Here is a 17,788-nt window from a genome sequence, read left to right on the forward strand (position 1 = left end):
GGAAAGCAGCTGCCTGAAGTTCGTGCGGGTGGCAATCCTGCGCAAGAGTCTGGATCTCTACAGCGAGCAGGTCGACGGCGTCATGCGCGAAGGCGCTGTGGCGTGCGCCGAAGCACACAGCCGCAAGGCCCCGGTCGCACCACCTTCGGCCTTCGCGCAGGACTCGTAGAGGATGCGCATCACCGATTGAACATGCAGTTCGTCGCGCAGGCTGCGCCGTGACTGGGCCAGCTCGAAGAGCAGCCCCGTCATGCCCGCCTGAAAGGCGTCCGCGAGCAGGCCGAGGTCGGCCGACGCGATACCGGGCCGGAGCTCTCCACGCGCCAGGGCCCCGGAGAACACCGCCAACAAATGGGCGTCCATCTGTCGACGCGCCCGCACGACGCGGCGCTTGACATAGGGCTGGGCCTCGGTCCACTCGACCTTGCACAGGATGATCCGCAGCACCCGGCGGATGGACTGACTCCGAGCCGTCTCGAGCAGTGCGGTGGTCAGCCTGTCGCAGTCCTCCCTCAGCGAGTCGCCCGACGTGACGTGCTCGGTCGGCATCCGGATGCTCTCCAGCAACGCCGCCAGCAGGGCGTGCTTGTCCTTGAAGTGCCAGTAGACCGCACCGCGCGTCACCAGCGCCTTGCGCGCCACGTCTTCCAGCGAGGTGCTCGACACGCCCTTGCTGCAGAAGGCCAGAGACGCCGCATCCAGGATGCGTTGCCGCGTCTGCTGCGCTTGCCCGTGGGTTCTGCGGGCCACCCGCCTACTCGCTCATCAGCATGCGAAAGACCCGCTGCACCACGGCGGTGGTGGCCGCCTTGTTCATCGACGGATCGCAGAGCGCGCGGATCGCCAGCCCGTCGAACAAGGAGCTCAACACCGTGATGCGAGCCTCGAGTTCGGCGCGGGGCAGCTTCTTCAGCGCCGGCGATTGAAGCCAGAGATCGCGCATCCGGTTGCGCAAGGTCTGGTCGACCTGCTGGATCGCGGCGGCGATCACCGGGTTGCGCGAGGCCTCGGCCAGGATCTCCAGGTCGAGCCCGTTGCGCCGCTCGTCGGCGCGCGCATTGATGCCTTCCGCGACCTCGGCGACCACGGCCTCCATGATGCCGATCGACCGGGCGGCCTCACCGATGCGGTGCACCAGCTCGAGGGTCTCGTGCAGGTATTGCTCGACGATGCCGGCAACGATCGCCTCCTTGTTGTCGAAGTAGTGATAGATGTGGCCGGCGCTCATGCCCGCGGCCTGCGAGATGCGCTGGATGCTGGTGCCATGAAAGCCGTGATCGCGAAAGCAGGCGCTGGCTGCGTCCAGCACCTGCTGGCGGCGTGCTTCGCCGCGCACGGGTTCCGGCGCACGGGGTGGGGCGCTCATGGCGTGGTCCTCTGGTTGTCGGGCATGTCTCGTTTGTACAGCGTTCATCGGCGCGGCCGGCGTCGGAGCCAATCCCTTGCATTGGACAGAAATAGAATATTCATTCTAGAATGATCATTCTATTTTGGTCAACGCCTTGGCGTTGCCCGCTCCAACACTGCGAATCTGCCCATGAACTCCTTCCGCGAACCCCTGTTGTTTGTGCGTCCCTTTGCCTTGTCGGCGGTGATGCTCCTGGCGCTTTCTGCCTGCGGCGGAAAGGACGGCGCACCGGCGGCCGCCGCCGCGGCCCCACCCGCCGCTTCCGTCGGTGTGATCGTGGCGACCCCGGGCGACGTCGGCCTGGTGACCGAGCTGCCCGGCCGGCTCGAAGCGTCTCGCGTGGCGCAGGTGCGTGCCCGCGCGGCCGGCATCCTGCAGGAGCGCGTGTTCCGTGAGGGCAGCGACGTGAAGGCCGGGCAGCCGCTCTTCAGGATCGATCCCGCGCCCTACGCCGCCGCCGCGCAGAGCGCTGCCGCCGGGCTGGCGCGGGCCGAGGCCAACGCGGCGCAGGCGCGCGCGCTGGCCGAACGCTACCGGCCGCTGGTCGAAGCCAATGCGGTGAGCAAGCAGGAGTACGCCAACGCCGTGGCCGCGGCCAAGTCGGCCGATGCCGATGTGGCCGTGGGCCGCGCCGCGGTGGCCACGGCACGGATCAACCTGGGCTACGCCAGCGTGACGGCGCCGATCTCGGGCCGCATCGGCCGGGCCCTCGTGACCGAGGGCGCGCTGGTCGGCCAGGGCGATGCCACCGAGCTCGCGGTGATCCAGCAGATCGACCCCATGTACGTCAACTTCACCCAGTCGGCGAACGAGGTGCTCAGGCTGCGCCGCGCGATGGAGGACGGGCAGTTCAAGCGCGCGAATGGCAGCGCCGCCGCCAGCGTGCGCCTCGTGCTCGAGGACGGCTCCGAGTTTCCGCGGGCCGGCAAGCTGCTGTTCTCCGACCTCACGGTCGATGCGAGCACCGGCCAGGTCGCGCTGCGCGCGGAGATTCCCAACCCCGATGGCACATTGCTGCCGGGCCTGTACGTGCGCGTGCGCATCGAGCAGGCGCAGGCCGCCAATGCCATCAGCGTGCCGCAGCAGGCCGTCACGCGCACCGGCCAGGGCGACACGCTGAAGGTGGTCGATGCGCAAGGCAAGGTCAGTTCGCGCGACGTGAAGATCAGCATGGCGCGCGACAACCGCTGGCTGGTGCTCGATGGCCTCCAGGCCGGTGAGCAGGTCATGGTCGACGGATTCCAGAAGCTCCAGATGATGCCGCCCGGCACGCCCGTGAAGGCGGTGCCGTGGCAGGACCCGGCCGTGAAGAAGGCCGATGCGCCTGCTGCCTCGCCTGCAGCCACGGCCTCCATGCCCAAGCCATAAGAGGACCCGTCGCATGGCCAAATTCTTCATCGATCGCCCGATCTTCGCCTGGGTGATCTCGCTGTTCATCATCGTGCTCGGCCTGGTGGCGATCACGCAACTGCCGATCGCGCAGTACCCGCCGGTGGCACCGCCGACCATCACCATCAACGTGAGCTATCCCGGCGCCTCGGCCAAGACGCTCGATCAAAGCGTGCTCTCCGTGATCGAGCGCGAGATGAACGGGTCGCCGGGCCTGGCCTACATGGAATCGTCCAGCGAGGCCAACGGCACGGGCCAGATCTCGATCAGCTTCGAGCCCGGCACCGATCCAGACCTGGCGCAGGTCGACGTGCAGAACCGCCTGTCGCGCGCGACGCCGCGCCTGCCGGCCGCGGTCACGCAGCAGGGCGTGCGCGTCGAGAAGGCCTCGACCAACTTCCTGATGATGGTCGCCCTGACCACCGAGGACCCGGGCTACACGGTCTACGACCTGGGTGACTATGTCTCGCGCAACGTGCTGCCCGAACTCCAGCGCCTGCCGGGCGTCGGCCAGGCGCAGCTGTTCGCTTCCGAGCGCGCGATGCGGATCTGGATCGATCCGGCCAAGCTGATCGGCTTCAACCTGTCGACCAACGACGTCAACGCGGCCATCGCCGCGCAGAACGCACAGGTGGCCTCGGGCTCGATCGGCGACCTGCCCAACCTCGATGCGCAGGCGATCTCGGCGACGGTGCAGGTGCCTGGCCAGCTGGCGAACATCGAGGAGTTCGGCAACGTCGTGCTGCGCGCCAACCGCGACGGCTCGACCGTGCTGCTCAAGGACGTGGCCCGCATCGAGATGGGCATCGAGACCTATGCCTATGCCTCGCGCCTGAACGGCAAGCCGGCCATCGCGGTCGGCATCCAGCTCTCGCCCAGCGGCAACGCCCTGGCGACCGCCACCGCCGTGCGCCAGCGCATGGAGCAGCTGCAGGCCTACTTCCCGGATGCGGTGAAGTGGCAGATCCCCTACGACAGCTCGACCTTCGTCTCGATCTCGATCGAGCAGGTGACGCACACGCTGATCGAGGCGATCGTGCTGGTGTTCCTGGTGATGTTCCTGTTCCTGCAGAACTGGCGCTACACGGTGATTCCCACCATCGTCGTGCCCATCGCCCTGCTGGGCACCTTCGCGGCCCTGCTCGCGCTGGGATTCTCGATTAACGTGCTGACCATGTTCGGCATGGTGCTGGTGATCGGCATCGTGGTGGACGATGCCATCGTGGTGGTCGAGAACGTCGAACGCATCATGAGCGAAGAAGGGCTGCCGCCGCTGGCCGCCACGCGCAAGGCCATGGGCCAGATCTCGGGCGCGATCGTCGGCGTGACGCTGGTGCTGATCGCGGTGTTCGTGCCGCTGGCCTTCTTCTCGGGCGCGGTCGGCAACATCTACCGCCAGTTCGCCGCCACCATGGTGGTGTCGATCGCGTTCTCGGCCTTCCTGGCGCTGTCGCTCACCCCCGCGCTCTGCGCCACGCTGCTCAAGCCGGTGGCCGCCGGCCACAACCACGAGAAGAAGGGCTTCTTCGGCTGGTTCAACCGGCGCTTCGCGAAGACCGCCAAGGGCTATGAAGGCTGGGTGGCACGCTTCCTCAACCGGGGCGGCCGGATGGCGGTGCTGTACGTGGCGATCATCGGCGTGGTGGCGCTGTGCTACACGCGCCTGCCCACCTCCTTCCTGCCGAACGAGGACCAGGGCTTCGTGCTGGTCAGCGTCCAGCTGCCGCCGGGTGCCACGCAGCAGCGCACGCTCGACGCGGTCAAGCAGGTCGAGGAGTACATGCTCCAGCAGCCCGAGGTCAAGGAGATCGTCGGCATCCTGGGCTTCAGCTTCACCGGGCGCGGGCAGAACGCCGCCATCGCCTTCGCCACGCTCAAGGACTACAAGGAACGCAAGGGCGAGGCGCACACCGCGGCCGCCATCGCCCAGCGCGCGGGGGCGGAGTTCTCGCAGATCCGCGACGCCTTCATCATCCCGCTGTCGCCGCCACCGATTCCCGAACTGGGCCAGGCCTCGGGCTTCACCTTCCGCCTGCAGGACCGCGGTGCGCACGGCCATGAGGCACTGACCGCGGCGCGCAACCAGCTGCTGGCTGCGGCGGCCAAGAGCCCGCTGCTGGCCGGCGTGCGGGCCGACGGCCTGGAAGACGCGCCACAGCTGCAGCTGGACATCGACCGCGCCAAGGCGAATGCGCTGGGCGTCAACTACGCGGCCATCAACAGCGCGATCTCGACATCGCTGGGCTCGAGCTACGTCAACGACTTCCCGAACCAGGGCCGGCTCCAGCGGGTGCTGGTCCAGGCGGAGGCGGCCGCGCGCATGCAGCCGGACGATCTGCTGCAGCTCAACGTGGTCAATGACGAAGGCCAGGCGGTGCCGCTGTCGGCTTTCGTGAAGACGAAGTGGAACACCGGCGCCATGCAGATGGTCCGCTACAACGGCTATCCGGCCATGAAGATCGCGGGCGATGCGGCGCCGGGGCGCAGCACCGGCGAGGCGATGGACGAGATGGAGCGGCTGGCCGCGGAGTTGCCCAAGGGCTTCGCCTTCGAATGGACCGGGCAGTCGCGCGAGGAACGCCTGGCCGGTTCGGCGGCGATGGTGCTCTATGCCTTCGCGATTCTGGCGGTGTTCCTGTGCCTGGCCGCGCTCTACGAGAGCTGGACCATTCCGCTGGCCGTGATCCTGGTCGTGCCGCTGGGGGTGCTGGGCGTGGTGGTGGCCGTCATGACACGCTCCATGGCCAACGACGTCTACTTCCAGATCGGGCTGATCACCATCATCGGCCTGTCGGCGAAGAACGCGATCCTGATCGTCGAGTTCGCCAAGGACCTGCAGGCCGAGGGACGCACCGTGGTGCAGGCCGCGCTGGAAGCGGCGCACCTGCGCTTCCGGCCGATCATCATGACCTCGCTGGCCTTCACGCTGGGCGTGGTGCCGCTGTTCATCGCCTCCGGCGCGAGTTCGGCGAGCCAGCGTGCCATCGGCACCGGCGTGATCGGCGGAATGATCACCGGCACCGTGCTGGCCGTGGTCTTCGTCCCGACCTTCTTCGTCATCGTGAGGACCTTGTTCAAGGGCAGCGCGCGCCAGCAGGAAATCTACGCCGCGCAGGCCCATGCCGCAGGCATCGAGGGAGAGAAGAACCATGGTTGATTCGTTTTTCAGGCTGACGACGCTGGTCGGCGCGCTGGTGCTCGGCGGCTGCTCGCTGATCCCGACCTACGAGCGGCCGGTGGCACCGGTGCCCCTCGCCTATCCCGGCGATCCTGGCGATCCGGGTGCCTCGGCGCACGCGGCCGGCGCCGCTGCGGCCGGCCTGCCATGGCAGGACTTCTTCACCGATCCCCGGCTCGCGGGCCTGATCCGTACCGCGCTGGCCAACAACCGCGACCTGCGCGTCTCGGTGCTGCGCATCGAGCAGGCGCGCGCGCAGTTCCAGATCGAGCGCTCGGCGCTCTTCCCGGCGCTGGGCGTGACGGGCGCGGGCTCGCGCTCGAGCCCCAACGCCTACCAGGGCCTGGTGCCGGGGCAGGGCAGCGTGGCCTCGCAGTACAGCGTCAACCTGGGCGTCACCGCCTGGGAGCTGGATTTCTTCGGCCGCGTCCGCGCACTCAAGGACCAGGCGCTGGCGCAGTACCTGGCCACGGACGAGGCCCGCAAGGCGGTGCAGATCAGCCTGGTCGCCTCGGTCGCCAATGGCTGGCTCACGCTGCTGGCCGACAACGCCATGCTCGAGATCACGCGCCAGACGCTGGACACGCGCGAAGAATCGGTGCGCCTGACCCGGCTGCGCTTCGACAGCGGCGTGGCTTCCGAGCTCGAATTCCAGGCCGCGAACTCGCTGCTGGAAACGGCGCGCGCGGCCCATGCGCAGCAGATCCGTGCGCGCCAGCAGGACGAGAACGCGCTCGCGCTGCTGCTGGGCGCGCCGGTGCCGCCCGAGGCCACGGCCGGTGTCGCCGCCGACCTGGACGGCATCGCGCCGATGCCCGACGTGCCGGCCGGCCTGCCTTCGGACCTGCTGGCCGCGCGGCCCGACATCCGCGCCGCGGAGCAGCAGCTGATCGCGGCCAACGCCAACATCGGCGCGGCGCGCGCTAATTTCTTCCCGCGCGTGACGCTCACCGGGGCCTTCGGGACCGCCAGCAACGCGTTCTCGGGCCTGTTCGACAGCGGCACCCAGGCCTGGTCCTTCGCGCCCGCCGTGACGCTGCCGATCTTCGATGCGGGCCGCAACGCCGCCAACCTCGAATCGGCCCAGGCCGGCCGCGAGATCGCGGTGGCGCAGTACGAGCAGTCGATCCAGATGGCCTTCCGCGAGGTGGCCGACGCGCTCGCGGGCCGCGCCACCCTGGGCGAGCAGGTGCGTGCGCAGCGCGCGCAGGCCGAAGCAGAGAGCGTGCGCTTCAGGCTGTCCGACCTGCGCCAGCGCAACGGCGTGGCCAGCACGCTGGACCTGCTGGACGCGCAGCGCGCGCTGTTCGCGGCCCAGCAATCGGCCGTGGCCGCCCGGCTGCTGCAGTTGCAGAACCAGGTCACGCTGTACAGGACGCTGGGCGGTGGCTGGTCATAGCGCGGAGGCCGGGTCATGACGCAGTCCTTGCAGGAGGAACAGATGCCACCCGCGCCGCACATCGTCGTGGTCGGCGGCGGTGTGGCCGGCCTCGAACTGGCGAGCGCACTGGGCCGCCAGGCGCGCCGTGGCGGTCGCTTCAGCGTCACGCTGGTGGACGCCGAAAGCTCGCACATCTGGAAGCCCATGCTGCACACCATTGCGGCCGGCACGCGCGACGTGCACCAGCAGCAGGTGGCCTATGCGGCGCAGGCCCAGCGCGCCGGCTTCGCGTTCCAGCCGGGCGCCATGAGCGCGCTGCATGCCTCGACGCGCGAAATCGAAATCGCGCCGCTGGTCACGCCCGACGGGCGCTTGATCGTGAAGCGGCGGCGCATCGGCTACGACGCACTCGTCATCGCGGTGGGCAGCGAGGCCAACGACTTCGGCACGCCCGGTGTCCGCGCGCTCTGCTACCGGATCGATTCGCGGCGCGAAGCCGAGCGCTTCAACCTGGAGGTGCGCATCCGGCTGCTGCAATGCCTGGCCGAATCGACCGAGCTGCCGATCGCCATCGTCGGCGGCGGTGCGACGGGCGTCGAACTGGCGGCCGAACTGGTTCAGATGGCGCAGGAGGCCGGCACCTATGGCGCACCGGCGCTGGCCTCGCGCATGCGCATCACGCTGGTGGAGAGCGGCCCGCGATTGCTGGCGGCCTTTCCGGAGGCGGTCGCGGAGGGCGCCCGCAGGCGGCTCGAGTCGCTGGGCGTGCGCGTGCGCGTCGGCGAACGCGTGACGTCGGTCACGGAAGACGGCCTCGTGTTGGTGGGGGGCGAGACCGTCCCGGGTGCCATCCGCGTCTGGGCCGCGGGCGTCAAGGCGCCGGACTTCCTGGGCCGTTTCGATGGCTTCGAGAAGAACGCCAACCACCAACTGCGCGTGACGCCCAGCCTGCAGACCGTGAGCGACCCGGCCGTCTTCGCGATCGGCGATTGCGCCAGCCTCCAATTGCCCGGCATGGCGCGCGCGCTGCCCGCGACCGCGCAGGTCGCACACCAGCAGGCCTTGCACCTGGCCCGCCATCTGCCTGCATGGAGCACACAGGGCATTGCCATTCCCGCTTTCGGCTACCGCAATGCGGGCGGCCTGGTCTCGCTCGCACGCTTCGATGCCTACGGCCACCTCGAACAGCACGGCCTGATCGCCGGCGGCTCGTTCCGCGGCTGGGCCGCGCAGGCCGGGCATGCGCTGCTGTACCGCGCGCACCAGTCGCGGCTGCACGGCTTCTGGATCGGCGGGCTCATGTGGCTCGTCGATCGGATCAATGGCCGGTTGCGGCCGAGGATCCGGCTGGACTGAGCTTCGGCATCCTGGCCAGGTCCTGCGCCCGCAGCGTCTTTTCCGGACAGGGGTAGTGGCACACTTCGAATAAATCGTGTCTTGATATGCCGGGAGGCAGGGTCCGCCTTGGTGTCCAATGTGCTGCCTCGGCACATCACAACATCACGGAGGGAGGCTGCAGCATGAAGCTTGGCAAGATCGTTCTTGGAGGGCTCGCCGTTCTGGCCATCGCCGGTACTGCGGGTTGGTTCAGTCTGGACAAGGAAACGCGCGGCCTGCTCGCCACGTTGCCGACCAACGGCGACGTGCTGTTCTGGAACCAGGCGCAGCGCGACGCGGGCTTCCGGGCCTTCGACCGCCTGCCGGTGCTGGCCAAGGCGCACGTGGTGCCCGCGGGCACCACGCCATCTCCTTTGCCGCCCGGGCCGCCCCTGGCGCTGCCGCTGGACGTCGACGCTTTCATGGCGCAACAGCGCAGTGCCGCGCTCGTGATCCTGCAGGGCGGGAAGCTGCGCCTGGAGCGCTATGGCCTGGGCTTCGACGCCCAGGGGCGCTGGACCAGTTTCTCGGTGGCCAAATCTCTCACTTCCACGCTGCTCGGCGCCGCCTTGCGCGATGGCCGCATCCGCAGCCTCGACGACAAGGTCAGCGACTACATCCAGGAGATGAAGGGTTCGGCTTACGACGCCGTCAGCATCCGCGATCTGCTGACCATGAGCTCCGGCGTCCGCTGGAACGAGAACTACGCCGATCCGGAGTCGGACGTGGCGCGCTTCAACAAGCATCGGCCCGAGCCGGGCGTCGACGCGCTGGTGAGCTATCTGCGCCAGCTGCCCCGGGTGGCGCCGGCGGGCACGCGTTGGAACTACAGCACCGGCGAGACCAACCTGGTGGGGGTGCTGGTGGCGCGGGCCACGGGCAAGCCGCTGGCCGACTACCTCTCGGAGAAGATCTGGCGGCCGGCCGGCATGGAGCAGCAAGCCACCTGGATGCTGAGCCGCACGGGCCAGGAGATCAGCGGTTGCTGCATCCAGGCGGCCACGCGCGACTTCGCCCGCTTCGGCCAGTTCATCCTCGACGGTGCGCGCGTCGGCGGGCAGCCCATCGTGCCGGACGACTGGCTGGCCCAGGCCACCACCCGGCGCGCCGACACCGGTCAGCCGGGCCGCGGCTACGGCTACCAGTGGTGGACCTACGACGACGGCAGCTTCGCGGCGCGCGGCATCTTCGGCCAGGGCATCTTCATCGACCCGAAGCGCCAGCTGGTCATCGCCTCCAACGGCGACTGGGCCGGCGGGGCATCGAGCCGGGCCGACGGCGCGGCGAGGGAGGACTTCTACCGGGCGGTGCAGAAGGCCGTTGATGGCGAGGGTGCGGGGAAGTAGGGTGGAGGTCCCACGCGATGACGGTGCGCCTCGGCTCGCGCATTGCATCCTTTGCAGGCGAACGCTCAGCACGTTCGGCCTGCAATGCTTAGAAGAAATCCGGCGTTCGAAACTCGTATTTCGTCCTTCTGCGCGAACGCTGTCGTAGAGAGAATTCCCGCGGCGTCGCACTGCTGCGTCGCCCATGCTGCCGTGTGTCGGGGTCCACGATCCCGCGCGCATCGCGCTCCCTACGTTCTCTCTCTTTTCGTCGCTCCCATGCCTCCGATGTCCTTCTCGCGCGCGCGCCGCACGGTGCTCGCCAGCTTTGCGTTCGCCCTTTCGCTGACCGCTGCCCTGTCTCTTCATGCCGCGGACAAGCCGCTGCGCATCGGCCTGGGCACGAGCATCGGCAACAAGGCGGTGGAGATCGCCGCGCAGCAGGCGCGCAAGCAGGGCCTGGAGGTCGAGCTGGTCGAGTTCAGCGACTGGCGCACGCCCAACACCGCGGTGGCCAACGGCGAAGTCGACGTCAACTACTTCCAGCACCGCCCCTTCCTGGAGAACTCCAACCAGCAGGCCGGCCTGAACCTGGTGCCGATCGCGCCGGGCTACACCACGGTGATCGGCCTGTACTCGAAGAAGGTCAAGAGCCTGGCCGAGCTGCGCGACGGCGCGTCCATCGCGGTCTCGGCGGACCCGGTCAACACCGGCCGTGCGCTGCAGTTCCTGCAGGAGATCGGGCTGCTGCAGCTCAAGCCGGGCCTGGGCCACAAGGCCACGGTGCAGGACATCACGGCCAACCCGCGCAAGCTGCGCATCGTGCAGCTCGAAGGCCCGCAGATCGCACGCGCCTTCGATGACGTGGACGCGGCCGCCACCTATGCCACCTTCGCCAAGAACGGCGGCCTCTCGGCCAAGGGCGCGATCGTGTTCGAGAAGGACTCGACCCCGTACGCCTTCCAGTGGGTGGTGCGTCCGGACCGCAGGAACGATCCGCGCATCCTGCAGTTCATCTCGATCTACCAGAAGTCGCCCGAAGTGCGCGAGTCGCTGACCACGCTGTACGACGGCGTCATCGGCTTCGCCTGGTAATCGACTTGCCTCTCGCGCGCTGCGGCGCGTTGGTCATTCCATGAAGCAGATTCTCATGAACGCGGTCCACATGAGCTGCGTGGGCGACATCGCCCACGGCCTGTGGACGCATCCGCGCGACCAGTCCTCGCGCTACACCGACCTCGATTACTGGGCCGAGCTCGCGCGCACGCTGGAGCGCGGCTGCTTCGACAGCCTGTTCCTGGCCGACATCGTCGGTGCCAACGACGTCTACGAAGGCCGCCCCGACGCCGCCTTGCGCGCCGCGGTTCAGATGCCCATCGACGACCCGCTGCTGCTGGTGCCGGCCATGGCCCACGCCACGCGGCACCTGGGCTTCGGCGTCACCGCCAACCTGAGCTACGAGCAGCCCTATCTGTTCGCGCGCCGCTTCACCACGCTCGACCACCTGAGCCGCGGCCGGGTCGCGTGGAACGTGGTCACCGGCTTCCTCGACAGCGCGGCGCGCGCCATGGGCCAGGAGCGCCAGCTGCCGCACGACGAACGCTATGCGCGCGCCGAGGACTTCATGGACGTGGTCTACAAGCTCTGGGAAGGCAGCTGGGAGGACGATGCGCTGCCGCGCGACAAGGTGGCGGGCGTCTATGCGCTGCCGGAGAAGGTGCATGCGATCGACCACCGGGGCCCTTACTACCGCGTGCAGGGCGCGCACCTGTCCGAGCCGTCGATCCAGCGCACGCCGGTGATCTTCCAGGCCGGCGCGTCGGCGCGTGGCATCGACTTCGCGGCGCGGCATGCCGAGTGCGTGTTCGTGTCGGGCAACAAGGCGCAGGCGCGCGAGATCGTGGGCACCATCCGTGCGCGCGCCGCCGCGTTCGGGCGCGATCCGGCCGACCTGCGTTTCTTCCTCGGCGTGGTGGTGGTGGTCGCACCGACCGACGCGCTGGCCCAGGAACTCGACGCCGAGTACCGCCGCTACGCGAGCCCGCAGGCGGGCCTGGCGCACTTCTCCAGCCAGACCGGCATCGACTTCTCGCGCTATGGGCTGGACGAGCCGATCAGCCTGGTGAAGACCGAGTCGGTGCAGTCCTTCGTCGAGTCGGTCACCTCCAAGAGCGCCGGCAAGGCCTGGACCGTGCGCAAGCTGCTCGAGCAGATGACGCTCGGCAGCCGCCACACGCCCCTCATCGGTTCGCCGCAGCGCGTGGCGGACGCGCTCGAGTCGTGGGTGCGCGAGACCGACATCGACGGCTTCAATCTCGTGCGCACCGTGGTGCCCGAGGGCTTCACCGATTTCGTCGACCTGGTGATCCCCGAGCTGCAATCACGCGGCAGCTTCAAGACCACCTACGCCGAGGGCAGCCTGCGCCACAAGCTGTTCGGCGCGGGCGACCGCCTGCCGCGGCGGCATCCGGCCGGTGCGCTGCGCCGTGCGGCATCCGGCGGCGCATCGACCTGACGCGCCCGCGATTTCCTTCATCCCTTCCACCGTTCATCGCCATGACTTCACTGCCTCGCCTTCCCCGGCTGCTGCGCGCCGCCGCGCTGACCGTCTCGCTCGCCGCCGGCCTGTGCCTGGGCGCCTCCGCCCAGACGCGCGGCGGCACGCTGAACCTGATCGTGCAACCCGAGCCGCCGCTGCTGGTCAGCGCGATCCAGTCGCTGGGCCCGACGCAGTACGTCGCCGGCAAGATCTACCAGGGCCTGCTGCGCTTCTCGCCCGACCTGAAGCCGTTGCCCGAGCTGGCGCGCAGCTGGAAGGTCTCGGCCGACGGCCGCACCTATACCTTCGAGCTGGAGAAAGGCGTGCGCTGGCACGACGGCAAGCCCTTCACCGCGGCCGACGTGGTGTTCTCGCTGGGCACCGCATTGCCCGCGCTCAGCGGCCGCGTGCGCCTGGTCAAGGAGCAGCACATCGAGAGCCTGCGCGCCATCGGCGATGACCAGGTCGAGGTCAAGCTCAAGGCGCCGTTCCCGGCCTTCCTGCTGGTGTTCGAGGTCGGCACGCTGCCCATCTTGCCGCGCCACATCTACGAAGGCACCGACTACCGCACCAACCCGGCCAACCAGACGCCGATCGGCACCGGGCCCTTCGTGTTCAAGGAATGGAAGAAGGGCGCGTCGATCCGGCTCGTCCGCAACCCCGACTACTGGCGCAAGGGCCAGCCCTACCTCGACGAGGTGGTCTTCCACGTGATCCCGGATTCGGCCTCGCGCGCCATCGCCTTCGAGAAGGGCCAGGTGCAGGCGCTGCGCAGCGGCGACGTCGACAACGTCGACATCAAGCGGCTGCGCGCATTGCCCGACGTGGAGTTCACCACCAAGGGCTGGGAGAAGTTCGGCTCGGTGCTGTTCCTGCAGCCCAACCTGCGCAATGCGCCGCTGGACAACGTGAAGGTGCGCCAGGCGATCCAGCACGCACTGGACCGCCGCTTCATCATCGACCACATCTTCTTCGGCTTCGGCAAGCCGACCACCGGCCCCTTCGCCTCGAGCACGCTCTACCACGACGCCTCGGTGCTGCCGGCCTACGACTACAACCTGGACAAGGCGCGCCAGCTGATCAAGGAGTCGGGCGTGGACGTGGGCAAGCGCCCGCTGAATTTGCTGGGCGCGGCCTACGGCGGCGCCTGGGTGCGGCTGATCGAGTACACCAAGCAGCAGCTCGAGGAGATCGGCTTCCAGGTCAACGTGGTGCAGCTCGACCCGGCCGGCTGGTACAAGCGCGCGAGCGACTGGGACTTCGACCTGGCGCTGAACTTCCACTACCAGCACGGCGATCCGGAGTTGGGCGTGGCGCCGCTGTACCTGTCGTCGAACATCGCCAAGGGCACCATCTTCGGCAACATCGAGGGCTACCGGAATCCGGCCGCCGATGCACTGTGGGCCGAAGGCGGTGGCACCACCGACACGGCCAAGCGGAAGCAGGCCTACTCGGCGGTGCAGCGCATCATCGCCAACGACGTCGCGGTGGCAAACCTCTTCGAGATCGAGAACCCGACGCTGTACCGGCGCAACGTGAAGAACCTGGTGACCACGGCCATCGGGCTGAACGAATCGTTCGACAACGTCTGGATCGAGAAGCCCTGAGGCGCATCTCCGGATGGGCTGGCTGAACTTCCTGGCCGCGCGTGCGGCACGTGGCGCGCTGGTGCTGCTGATCGTGCTGGTGGCCAACTTCTTCCTGATCCGCCTGGCGCCCGGCGACCCGGCGCTGGTGATCGCGGGCGAGGTGCAATCGGACGATCCGGCCTACCTGGCGCAACTGCGCACGCAGCTCGGGCTCGACCAGCCGCTGCCGCAGCAGCTCGCGCACTACCTGGGCGGCGTGCTGCGCGGCGAGCTCGGCCATTCGGCGCGCAACCACGAAGACGTGGCGGTGCTGATCGCCGAGCGGCTGCCCGCCACCCTGCTGCTGCTGGCGAGCGCCTTCGTGTTCTCGGCGCTCGCGGGAATCGCGTTGGGCGCACTCGCGGCCTGGGCGCGCCAGGCGCGGCGCACGCGCTGGCTCGACGGCGCGATCTTCACCGCCGCGATGGTGCTGTATGCCACGCCGACCTTCTGGCTGTCGCTGATGCTGGTGATCGTCTTCTCGGTAGGCCTCGACTGGCTGCCGGCCTTCGGCATGCAGGCCATGGCCTCGGGCGCCGCCACGAGCGCCTGGGCCAATGCTGTCGACGTGGCCGCCCACCTGGTGCTGCCGACGGTGGCACTGGGCAGCCTGTACATGGCGGTCTACGTGCAGCTCACGCGCGGCGCGATGCTCGACGTGATGCACCACGACTTCGTGAAGACCGCGCATGCCAAGGGCGTGCCGCCCGGCCGCGTGATGCGGGTGCACGTGCTGCGCAACGCGCTGCTGCCGGTGCTCAGCATGGCCGGCGTGCAGCTGGGCCAGCTGGCCGGCGGCGCGATCCTGATCGAGACCGTCTTCGCCTGGCCCGGCATCGGCCGGCTGATGTTCGACGCCGTCACGCAGCGCGACTACCCGCTGCTGCTGGGCGTCTTCCTGACCACCGCCGTGCTGGTGGTGCTCTTCAACCTGTTGACCGACCTGCTGTACCGGCTGGCCGACCCACGCATCGCCCGGCAGGGCCACTGATCGTTTCGATGCCTTCGCTCCTCGCGCCGCTGTGGCGCCGTTTCCTGCGCCAGCCGGGCGCCTTGCCGGCGCTGCTGTTCCTGTGCGCGGTCGTCGTGCTGGCGCTGGCGGCGCCGTGGCTCTACACCCGCTCGCCCTGGCGCATGGTTGCCGCGCCGCTGCTGCCACCGCTGTCGCAGTGGGCCTTTCCGCTGGGCAGCGACATGCTGGGGCGGGACATCGCCGCGGGCCTGGCGCACGGGGCCCGCGCCTCCTTGCTCGCGGGCTTCGTGTCGACCGCGCTGGCGCTGGCCATCGGCGTGCCGCTGGGCGCGCTGGCGGGCTACGCCGGCGGTCGCACCGACCGCGTGCTGTCGGTCTTCATCGAGTGCTTCCAGACCGTGCCGCAGTTCGCGATGGCGGTGGTGCTGGTGGCCATTGCCGGGCCCTCGCTCGCGGTGATCATCGGCGCCATCGCCATCGTTTCGTGGCCGCCGGTCGCGCGGCTGGTGCGCGCCGAGATCATGAGCCTGCGCGAGCGCGACTTCGTCGCCGCGGCCCGCGTGGCCGGTGAACGGCCCTGGCGCATCCTGAGCGGGCAGATCCTGCCGAATGCGATGTCGCCGATCGTGGTGTGCGCCTCGTTCATGGTCGCGACCGCGATGCTCACCGAATCCGCGCTGGCCTTCCTGGGCCTGGGTGACCCGAAACTCATGAGCTGGGGCTTCATGCTGGGCGCCGGCCGCACGATGGTGCGCGAGGCCTGGTGGCTCAGCGTCTGGCCCGGGCTGGCGCTGCTGTGCACGGTGCTGTCGATCAATGTCGCGACCGAGTCGCTGCATCGCGCGCTGCATCCCGGCGCGGCCGCCACCGGCGCGCCCAGACGCGCGGCGAGGCCCGCATGAGCGCGACGCCGACGCCGGTGCTGCGCATCGAGGGCCTGCGCATCGCGCTGCCCGACGGCGCGGACCGCGCATGGGCCGTCGAGGGCGTCGACCTGTCGATCGCGCCCGGCGAAGTGTTGTGCCTGGTGGGCGAGTCGGGCAGCGGCAAGACCGTCTGCGCCCACGCGGCGCTGGGCCTGTTGCCCGAAGCCTTGAGCGTGCAGTCCGGCCGGGTGCTGCTGGAGGGCCGCGACATCCTGGCGCTCGCGCCCGGCGAGCGGCGCGCGCTGCGCGGCAACCGCGTCGCCATGGTGTTCCAGGAACCGATGTCGGCGCTCAACCCGCTGATGCCGGTGGGCGAACAGATCGCGGAAGTGCTGCGGGTGCACGGCGTGAGCCCGCGCGCCGAGGTCGACGCGCGCGTGCACGAACTGCTCACGCAGGTCGGCCTGCCGGAGCCGGCCACGCTGCGCGCGCGCCTGCCCTTCCAGCTGTCGGGCGGGCAGCGGCAGCGGGTGGTGATCGCGATGGCGCTGGCGCTGGAGCCCGCGCTGCTGATCGCCGACGAGCCCACCACCGCACTGGACGTGACCACGCAGGCGCAAATCCTCGCGTTGATCCGCGGCCTGCAGCGCCGCATGGGCATGGCGGTGCTGTTCGTCACGCACGACTTCGGCGTGGTCGCGGAGATGGCCGACCGCGTGGCGGTGATGCGCCATGGCCGCATCGTCGAGCAGGGCACGGTCGATGCGGTGCTGCGCGCGCCGGCCCATCCCTACACGCGCGCCCTGATCGACGCCGCCTTTCGCACCACGCACCTGCCACCGGCCGACGTCGATCGCTCGGCACCGCCGCTGCTCACGGTCGACGCGCTGTCGGTGCGGCTGGGCGCAACGCGGCCGCTGCTGCCATGGCGCCAATCGCGCCGGCCCGCCTCGGGCGTGCAGGCGCTCGACGGCGTCTCCTTCGAACTGCGGCGCGGCGAAACCCTGGGCATCGTGGGCGAGTCGGGCTCGGGCAAGAGCACGCTCGGGCGCTGCCTGCTGCGGCTGCTTCGGCCCGACGCCGGGCGCATCGTGATCGCCGGCACCGACATCGGCGCACTGCCCGAGCGTGCGCTGAGGCCGTTGCGGCCACGCTGGCAGATGGTGTTCCAGGACCCGCAGTCGGCGCTCAACCCGCACCACACCGTGGGGCACGGCATCGAGCGCGGCCTGCTGGCGAGCGGCATGTCCCGGGCCCAGGCGCAGCAGGAGGCGCGCGGCTGGCTCGAGGACGTGGGGCTCGACGCCAATGCCTACGCGCGCTACCCCGCGCAGTTCTCGGGCGGCCAGCGCCAGCGCATCGTGATCGCGCGCGCGCTCGCGCTGCGCCCGCAGCTGCTGGTGGCCGACGAGCCGGTGTCCGCGCTCGACGTCACGGTGCAGGCCCAGATACTGGAGCTGCTGCGTGCGCTGCAGCAGCGGCTGTCGCTGGCCATGGTGTTCATCACCCACGACCTGCGCGTGGCCGCCCAGCTGTGCCACCGGATCGCCGTGATGCAGCGCGGGCAGATCGTCGAGCAAGGCCCTGCGCAGGAACTGCTGACCCGACCCGTGCATGCCTACACGCAGCAGCTGATCGCCGCGGTGCCGGGCCTGGCGCTGTCGGTGAGTGGCCGGCCACCGCCGGCCGAGGTCCGCACGCAAGTCGCATGAAGGCGGTGGCCT

Annotated in this window: 13 protein-coding genes; 11 read left to right on the top strand and 2 right to left on the bottom strand. The window is 69.5% G+C overall.

Annotated elements, in window-relative coordinates; all coding sequences use genetic code 11:
- Positions 1–57: 57 nt before the first annotated feature.
- Together K0H49_RS14375 and K0H49_RS14380 are read right to left on the bottom strand one after the other, a co-directional pair.
- Positions 58–750, bottom strand: a complete 693-nt coding sequence (locus K0H49_RS14375) for a TetR family transcriptional regulator (RefSeq protein ID WP_219213644.1) — start codon at positions 748–750, stop codon at positions 58–60.
- 4 nt (positions 751–754) lie between these two features.
- The gene (locus K0H49_RS14380; protein ID WP_219213646.1) at positions 755–1,366 is read right to left on the bottom strand and encodes a TetR/AcrR family transcriptional regulator; all 612 of its coding nucleotides are present in this window, start codon (positions 1,364–1,366) and stop codon (positions 755–757) included.
- Positions 1,367–1,537: 171 nt separating this feature from the next.
- Here K0H49_RS14380 and K0H49_RS14385 point away from each other — a divergent pair, with 171 nt between their 5' ends.
- The 11 genes from K0H49_RS14385 to K0H49_RS14435 all read left to right on the top strand — a co-directional run bounded on the left by K0H49_RS14385 (position 1,538) and on the right by K0H49_RS14435 (position 17,776).
- On the top strand, positions 1,538–2,776 hold the full coding sequence (locus tag K0H49_RS14385) for an efflux RND transporter periplasmic adaptor subunit (RefSeq protein ID WP_219213649.1): 1,239 nt from the start codon (positions 1,538–1,540) through the stop codon (positions 2,774–2,776).
- 13 nt (positions 2,777–2,789) lie between these two features.
- Complete coding sequence (locus K0H49_RS14390) at positions 2,790–5,954, top strand: efflux RND transporter permease subunit (protein WP_219213651.1); 3,165 nt, start codon at positions 2,790–2,792, stop codon at positions 5,952–5,954.
- The gene (locus K0H49_RS14395; RefSeq protein ID WP_219213652.1) at positions 5,947–7,374 is read left to right on the top strand and encodes an efflux transporter outer membrane subunit; all 1,428 of its coding nucleotides are present in this window, start codon (positions 5,947–5,949) and stop codon (positions 7,372–7,374) included. Before K0H49_RS14390 ends, K0H49_RS14395 begins: the two co-directional genes overlap by 8 nt.
- A gap of 15 nt (positions 7,375–7,389) precedes the next feature.
- Positions 7,390–8,712 carry an NAD(P)/FAD-dependent oxidoreductase gene (locus K0H49_RS14400; RefSeq protein ID WP_257624866.1) on the top strand — a complete coding sequence of 441 codons (1,323 nt, stop codon included), beginning with the start codon at positions 7,390–7,392 and terminating at the stop codon, positions 8,710–8,712.
- A 164-nt stretch (positions 8,713–8,876) separates the two neighbouring features.
- Positions 8,877–10,079: a serine hydrolase domain-containing protein gene (locus tag K0H49_RS14405; RefSeq protein WP_219213654.1), complete on the top strand. Its 1,203-nt coding sequence runs from the start codon at positions 8,877–8,879 to the stop codon at positions 10,077–10,079.
- Positions 10,080–10,337: 258 nt separating this feature from the next.
- Positions 10,338–11,153 carry a MetQ/NlpA family ABC transporter substrate-binding protein gene (locus K0H49_RS14410; protein ID WP_257624867.1) on the top strand — a complete coding sequence of 272 codons (816 nt, stop codon included), beginning with the start codon at positions 10,338–10,340 and terminating at the stop codon, positions 11,151–11,153.
- Positions 11,154–11,193: 40 nt separating this feature from the next.
- The gene (locus tag K0H49_RS14415) at positions 11,194–12,573 is read left to right on the top strand and encodes an LLM class flavin-dependent oxidoreductase (RefSeq protein ID WP_219213655.1); all 1,380 of its coding nucleotides are present in this window, start codon (positions 11,194–11,196) and stop codon (positions 12,571–12,573) included.
- 41 nt (positions 12,574–12,614) lie between these two features.
- Positions 12,615–14,204, top strand: coding sequence for an ABC transporter substrate-binding protein (locus tag K0H49_RS14420; protein WP_219213658.1), 1,590 nt, complete (start codon positions 12,615–12,617; stop codon positions 14,202–14,204).
- Positions 14,205–14,217: 13 nt separating this feature from the next.
- Positions 14,218–15,216 (top strand): ABC transporter permease, encoded by a 999-nt coding sequence (locus K0H49_RS14425; protein ID WP_219213660.1) that lies wholly within the window; start codon positions 14,218–14,220, stop codon positions 15,214–15,216.
- A gap of 8 nt (positions 15,217–15,224) precedes the next feature.
- The gene (locus tag K0H49_RS14430) at positions 15,225–16,100 is read left to right on the top strand and encodes an ABC transporter permease (RefSeq protein ID WP_219213663.1); all 876 of its coding nucleotides are present in this window, start codon (positions 15,225–15,227) and stop codon (positions 16,098–16,100) included.
- Positions 16,097–17,776, top strand: coding sequence for an ABC transporter ATP-binding protein (locus tag K0H49_RS14435; protein ID WP_219213666.1), 1,680 nt, complete (start codon positions 16,097–16,099; stop codon positions 17,774–17,776). The genes K0H49_RS14430 and K0H49_RS14435 overlap by 4 nt, the downstream gene beginning before the upstream one ends.
- Positions 17,777–17,788: the final 12 nt, after the last annotated feature.

The organism is Variovorax boronicumulans (genome assembly GCF_019352895.1).
Classification (GTDB): Bacteria; Pseudomonadota; Gammaproteobacteria; order Burkholderiales; family Burkholderiaceae_C; genus Variovorax; species Variovorax boronicumulans_A.